At 62.5% G+C, this 5090-nt stretch carries 6 protein-coding genes; 4 read left to right on the top strand and 2 right to left on the bottom strand.

What is annotated here, in order from left to right:
• Positions 1 to 390 (bottom strand): TAXI family TRAP transporter solute-binding subunit (locus EOA86_RS21580; RefSeq protein ID WP_128343489.1); only part of this gene is annotated, 390 nt, incomplete at its 3' end.
• Positions 391 to 506: 116 nt separating this feature from the next.
• Here EOA86_RS21580 and EOA86_RS21575 point away from each other — a divergent pair.
• Entirely contained in the window at positions 507 to 1379 is an 873-nt protein-coding gene (locus EOA86_RS21575; RefSeq protein ID WP_164759573.1) for a MurR/RpiR family transcriptional regulator, read from the top strand.
• Between the two features lie 12 nt (positions 1380 to 1391).
• Here EOA86_RS21575 and EOA86_RS21570 read toward each other — a convergent pair whose 3' ends face one another.
• The gene (locus EOA86_RS21570) at positions 1392 to 2714 is read right to left on the bottom strand and encodes an aspartate aminotransferase family protein (protein ID WP_128343488.1); all 1323 of its coding nucleotides are present in this window, start codon (positions 2712 to 2714) and stop codon (positions 1392 to 1394) included.
• Between the two features lie 94 nt (positions 2715 to 2808).
• Here EOA86_RS21570 and EOA86_RS21565 point away from each other — a divergent pair, with 94 nt between their 5' ends.
• The 3 genes from EOA86_RS21565 (at position 2809) to EOA86_RS21555 (ending at position 5076) form a co-directional block, all read left to right on the top strand.
• Positions 2809 to 3666: a 3-keto-5-aminohexanoate cleavage protein gene (locus tag EOA86_RS21565; RefSeq protein ID WP_128343486.1), complete on the top strand. Its 858-nt coding sequence runs from the start codon at positions 2809 to 2811 to the stop codon at positions 3664 to 3666.
• Positions 3667 to 3789: 123 nt separating this feature from the next.
• Entirely contained in the window at positions 3790 to 4071 is a 282-nt protein-coding gene (locus EOA86_RS21560; RefSeq protein WP_164891887.1) for a hypothetical protein, read from the top strand.
• Between the two features lie 417 nt (positions 4072 to 4488).
• Entirely contained in the window at positions 4489 to 5076 is a 588-nt protein-coding gene (locus EOA86_RS21555) for a class I adenylate-forming enzyme family protein (protein WP_245497337.1), read from the top strand.
• Positions 5077 to 5090: the final 14 nt, after the last annotated feature.

Below are 5090 nucleotides of genomic sequence, written 5' to 3'. Positions count from 1 at the left end.
CGCCAGGACCGTGAACGGCTCCGGATGGATCGAGAAAACCGCACGCAGGTCGGTATGGGCGCCACCGTCCTTAAATGATTCCAGCCCCTTGTAGGCATTGTACTGGACGTCGGACTGCGCCATGCCGAAGTCGAGTTCGCCTTCCTTGATCGTGTTCACGTTGAATGCCGATCCGCCGGTTGATTCCACCGAGCAGCGGATGCCATGCGTCTTACGATCCTTGTTGAGCAGGCGGCAGATAGCGCCGCCGGCGGCATAATAGACGCCGGTGACGCCACCGGTCCCGATGGTAACGAAATTCTGCTGCGCCATTGCGCTGGCCGAAAACAGCAGCGCGGCCGACAAGGCGGCGATCTGCGCTCCGTGGCGTGCAGTTCGGGCATGTTTCATCTGGTTCTCCCTTGGTACTTTGCGTGCCGTCGGGCCGTCCGGTGTTTTAGTGTCAAGGCACGTCGATGCATGCTACGATTGTTGCGCTTTATCAATCAAGGGAAATGCTTGTTACAATGTATACGCGGGAGATGGGTTTCGACGCGCTTCTAGCGCGCATATTGACCGAACTCCCCGAATTGAGCTCAGAACTGCGCAAGGCGGCGCGATTCCTGGTCGATCATCCCGACGAGGTGGCGCTGGTTTCCATGCGGGTTCTGGCCGCGCGATCAGAGGTGACGCCGACGACCTTCGTGCGATTGGCGCGGCGCCTGGGCTTCGGTGATTGGGCGGCGCTGCGCAAGCCGTTCGAGGACCGGCTGCGCTCCGGCAAGGCTCCTTTCGCAGCAAGGGCCGATGCGCTTGTCAAGCGCGGGTCGGAAGCGATTTTCGCGGAATCGCTGAGGACGACGGTTGCCAATCTGGCGGCGGCCGAAGCGGCCAATGGCAGCGAAGAAATAGCAACGGCTTGCGCGATACTGGAGAAGGCACAGCGCATACGTGTCGCCGGGTTCCGAAGCTGCCGCGCGCCCGCCCACGCGCTCGTCTACCTCTGCCGGATGTTTCGGCGCGACGTCACGCTGCTCGGCGGCGACGGCGGTGCGATGGAGGCGGAACTCGCAGCGCTTGGAAAGAGGGAAGCGGTCGTCGCGATCGGCTTTTCGCCCTATTCGCGTGAACTCGGGCCGGTGATGGAGGCTGCGCAACGACACAGCGTTCCGATTGTCGCGATCGTCGACAGCATGGCTGCTCCGATCGCGCGGCATGCCGACGTTACCTTGCGATTCTCTACCGACAGCCCGTCCTTCTTCCCGTCGGTAGCCGCAGCTATGGCTATCGTGGAAGCGCTGGCTGCAACGATGCTGGCGCGCAGCGGGCCGGCCGCCGCGGCTCGTGTCAGGGAGACGGAACTGGAGTTACAGGCGTTCGGGGCCTATCTGCCGGAATGAGGGGCGCTGGCGCTACGCCACCGCAGCGTCTATCGCGTCGCCGAGTCGTTCGACAATCGCGTCGATTGCTGCGGCGTCTACGATGAATGGCGGCGCAAGCAGCACATGATCGCCGCGCACGCCGTCGATCGTGCCTCCCGCGGGATAGACGAGCAGTCCGCGCGCCATTGCCTCGCGCTTGATCTTCGCATTGAGCTTCAGCTTCGGGTCAAAGGGCGCCTTGGTCGAGCGATCCTCGACCAGTTCCAGACCCATGAAAAGGCCGCGCCCGCGAATGTCGCCGATATGGGCATGGTTGCCGAACCGCTCGCCCAGTCGCTGCGAAAGATGTGCTCCCATCGCCCGAACATTGGCGAGCAGATCGTCGCGAGCGATCACCTCCTGGACGGCAAGAGCCGCCGCGCAGGCCATCGGGTGGCACATATAGGTGTGGCCGTGCTGGAAGAAGCCGGAGCCTTCGGCGAAAGCGTCGAAGATGCGGCGTGAAAGCAGCACCGCACCAATAGGCTGGTAGCCTCCACCGAGGCCTTTGGCTATTGTCATCAGGTCGGGCGCGACACCGTCCTGCTCGCAGGCATGAAGCGTCCCGGTGCGGCCCATGCCGCACATCACCTCGTCGAGGATGAGGAGCACACCGTAGCGGTCACAGATTTCGCGGATGCGCCTGAAATAGCCGGGAACGGCGGGCACCGCCCCTGCTGTCGCGCCGACGACAGGTTCCGCGACGAAGGCCATGACGGTGTCCGGACCGAGTTCGAGAATTTTGTCCTCGAGCGCCTGGGCGGCGCGCAGGCCGTAGGCCTCCTCACTCTCACCGGCCTCCTGGTAGCGGTAGGCATAGCATGGCTCGATGTGGTACGTGTTGATCAGCAACGGGCGGAATTGGGCACGGCGCCACTCATTACCCCCGGCAGCGAGAGCGCCGAGCGTGTTGCCGTGATAGCTCTGTCGACGGGCAATGACGTTTCGCCGCTCGGGCTTGCCAGTCTCGACGAAAAACTGCCGTGCCATCTTGAGCGCCGCCTCCACCGCTTCGGAGCCGCCGGACACGAAATAGGCGTGGCTAATACCTTGTGGCGCCCCGGAGACGAGCTTGTCGGCCAATGTCTCGGCCCGCTCGTTGGTGAAAAAGCTGGTGTGGGCATAGGCGAGCTTATCGGCCTGTGCGTGGAGCGCGGCCGTCACGTCGGGATGGCTGTGGCCGAGGCAGGAAACCGCCGCGCCGCCTGACGCGTCGATATAGGCGCGGCCATCGCGGTCGAAGAGTTCGATACCCTCGCCGCCTATCGCGACGGGCAGGGTCGCATGGATCTGGCGATGCAGGATGTGTGTCATGCTTTCCTCGATTGACGATGGCGCGGTTTGGAGCGACCCTATCATGCAACATATGTTACATAGTGCGCAATACTGAAACAATTGGACTGCACCTATGACCGTCGACAGGGACGTGACCGGCCCCGGACTTATCGCGCCGACGGCAATCGCCGTTGCGCCGAATGGTGGACGGCGTGGCAAGGAAGACCACCCTGCCCTGCCGATCGGCCCCCAGGAACTGGCCCGGACCGCCGCCGCCTGCCACGAGGCGGGCGCCGCTATGATCCATGCGCATGTCCGCGATCGCGACGGCGGCCATTTGCTCGACGCGCACGCTTATCGCGAGACGACGAAAGCGATACGCGATGCGGTGGGCGAGCGGCTGATCATCCAGATCACCAGCGAAGCGGTCGGCCGATACCAGCCGGCCGAGCAGATGGCGGTGGTGCGCGCTACCCGCCCTGAGGCGGTTTCGCTGGCGCTGCGCGAACTGGTGCCAGACGCTGCCCATGAGACCGCTTTCGCGGAGTTCCTGTGGTGGCTGAAGAGCGAGCGGATCGCCCCTCAGATGATCGTCTACGCGCCCGAAGAGGCTTCGGCCCTAGCCGCCATGCAGCAGCGCGGGCTGGTGCCTTTCGACGACATCCCGGTGCTCTATGTGCTCGGCCGCTACACGCCGGGACAGGTTTCGCGACCGGCCGACCTGCTTCCCTTCCTTGCGCATGACCGTCCGCGCTTCGCGCACTGGATGGTCTGCGCCTTCGGTCGGGAAGAAACCGCTTGCGTTACGGCCGGTGCGCTGCTGGGCGGTCACTCCCGCGTCGGCTTCGAGAACAATTTTACTCTGGCCGACGGTACAACCGCCAAGGACAATGCCGCGCTCGTAACGGCGACCAAAGGCGCGCTGACTGCTTGCGGCGTAAGGACCGCCCAAGCCGACGACCTGCGCGCCGCTTGGTCGATCCAGCGTTAACCCCCGCCCGCACGCCTTGAACGGCCTCGTCGGTTCGTCACATTTGTCAAAAATCGCTTTGCTACGCTGCAACCGAACTCTTTGGCTGACGTTAAGGTTGCAATGGGCGCTGGGGAGGCCTTCATGCAGACATACCTCGTCGAACAAATGGAGGGCGATGACGTGGTCGCGGTGCGTATCATCAACGCGCCGAGCCCTTTCAAAGCCGCCGCCATGTCGACAGATCGACATGTTACCCTCCGAACGTGGGAAAAGGATTGGATCCGAGTAACCGACGAGAACCGGGGACATATCTTTGCATTCTGCTTTGTCTCCGACGGAGACTCCGACACCATCGGGCGTGGCCCGACAAAAGCACCAGGTAGACCAAGAAAAGCCCAAAAAACTGATCAGAGAGCCGGGTAAGCTCAAACCCTGGATCTTTGCTCCTAGCTGTATCGCGCTAATTTCCTGACGACTTCGCGACCACTGACAGCGGGGCCCCTACTGCCACGCCGATTATCGCCCAGGATTGCGACAGCACGAATAAAGCCAATGGCGGCGGCGCTGGCCGGTTGGCAGGCGCGATCGCCTGTGCGCCGTGAGCCTCCTGTCGACGCGAAGCGTCCGCAGCACGAGATGACGCCAAACTGAGCAACCGCGGCCGTTGGCGAAGATCGCGGCATCATCAGAATGATCGATGAAAAGATTTCGGCCGGGGGCGATAAGTGACCTTAATCTTAGCGTGAGCCACTCATGTCTCCGGCATATTTGGGATCAGAAAAGGCACGTCTGGATCTAGGGGCGGATTGTCAGCCAGCGGCCTCCCGCAGGTGGTCAAACGTGCCGGATTACGCACTTGATCAGGGCGGTCCTGTACTGCGCCCTCATCAACGCATGGGCGTCGATTTTGCGAACGTTACCGTCTTCGATCACCTGAGAGACGTCACGAAGCAATATCCCAACAAACTCGCGATCAGCGACGGCACCACTCGTCTGACGTATTCCCAGCTTTTCCAGGCCGTCGAGATGTTGTCCCACCGTATTGCGGCCGTCGTTCCCAACGGGCAGGCGATCGGAATCCTTCAGGCCAACTCTGCCTGGTACCCGGTGGCTATCTTGGCGAGCATGGCGGTTGGGCGGCCTTCCGTGCCACTCAACACGAGAGATCCCTACTCGCGAACCAATGAGATAGTTGTTGCGGCGCGGCTCTCGGCGGTCATAGGCGACGGCAACGTTCGCCCTGTCGGTTTGGCTCAGGATGTCCACTGGATTGATGCGACTACCAGCATCACTCCGCAAGTGCAGCCGATACCTCAGTCCTGTTCCGTCTCGGTCGACGCGCCCGCGATAGTACTCTACACCGCAGGCAGCACTGGCCATCCCAAAGGCGTCGTCAACAGCCAGCGCAGTCTGCTGTGGCGGGGTTAGACAAATATTGACCC

This window comes from Mesorhizobium sp. M5C.F.Ca.IN.020.32.2.1 (assembly GCF_004023105.1).
In the GTDB taxonomy this organism is placed as follows: Bacteria; Pseudomonadota; Alphaproteobacteria; order Rhizobiales; family Rhizobiaceae; genus Mesorhizobium; species Mesorhizobium wenxiniae.
This window is presented reverse-complemented; position numbering and strand designations above follow the sequence as displayed.

Excerpts from the sequence above, each read along its gene's own strand:
- EOA86_RS21560 (WP_164891887.1), top strand. The coding sequence starts at position 3,790 with ATGCAGACATACCTCGTCGAACAAATGGAGGGCGATGACGTGGTCGCG.
- EOA86_RS21575 (WP_164759573.1), top strand. The coding sequence starts at position 507 with ATGTATACGCGGGAGATGGGTTTCGACGCGCTTCTAGCGCGCATATTG.
- EOA86_RS21565 (WP_128343486.1), top strand. The coding sequence starts at position 2,809 with ATGACCGTCGACAGGGACGTGACCGGCCCCGGACTTATCGCGCCGACG.
- EOA86_RS21570 (WP_128343488.1), bottom strand. The coding sequence starts at position 2,714 with ATGACACACATCCTGCATCGCCAGATCCATGCGACCCTGCCCGTCGCG.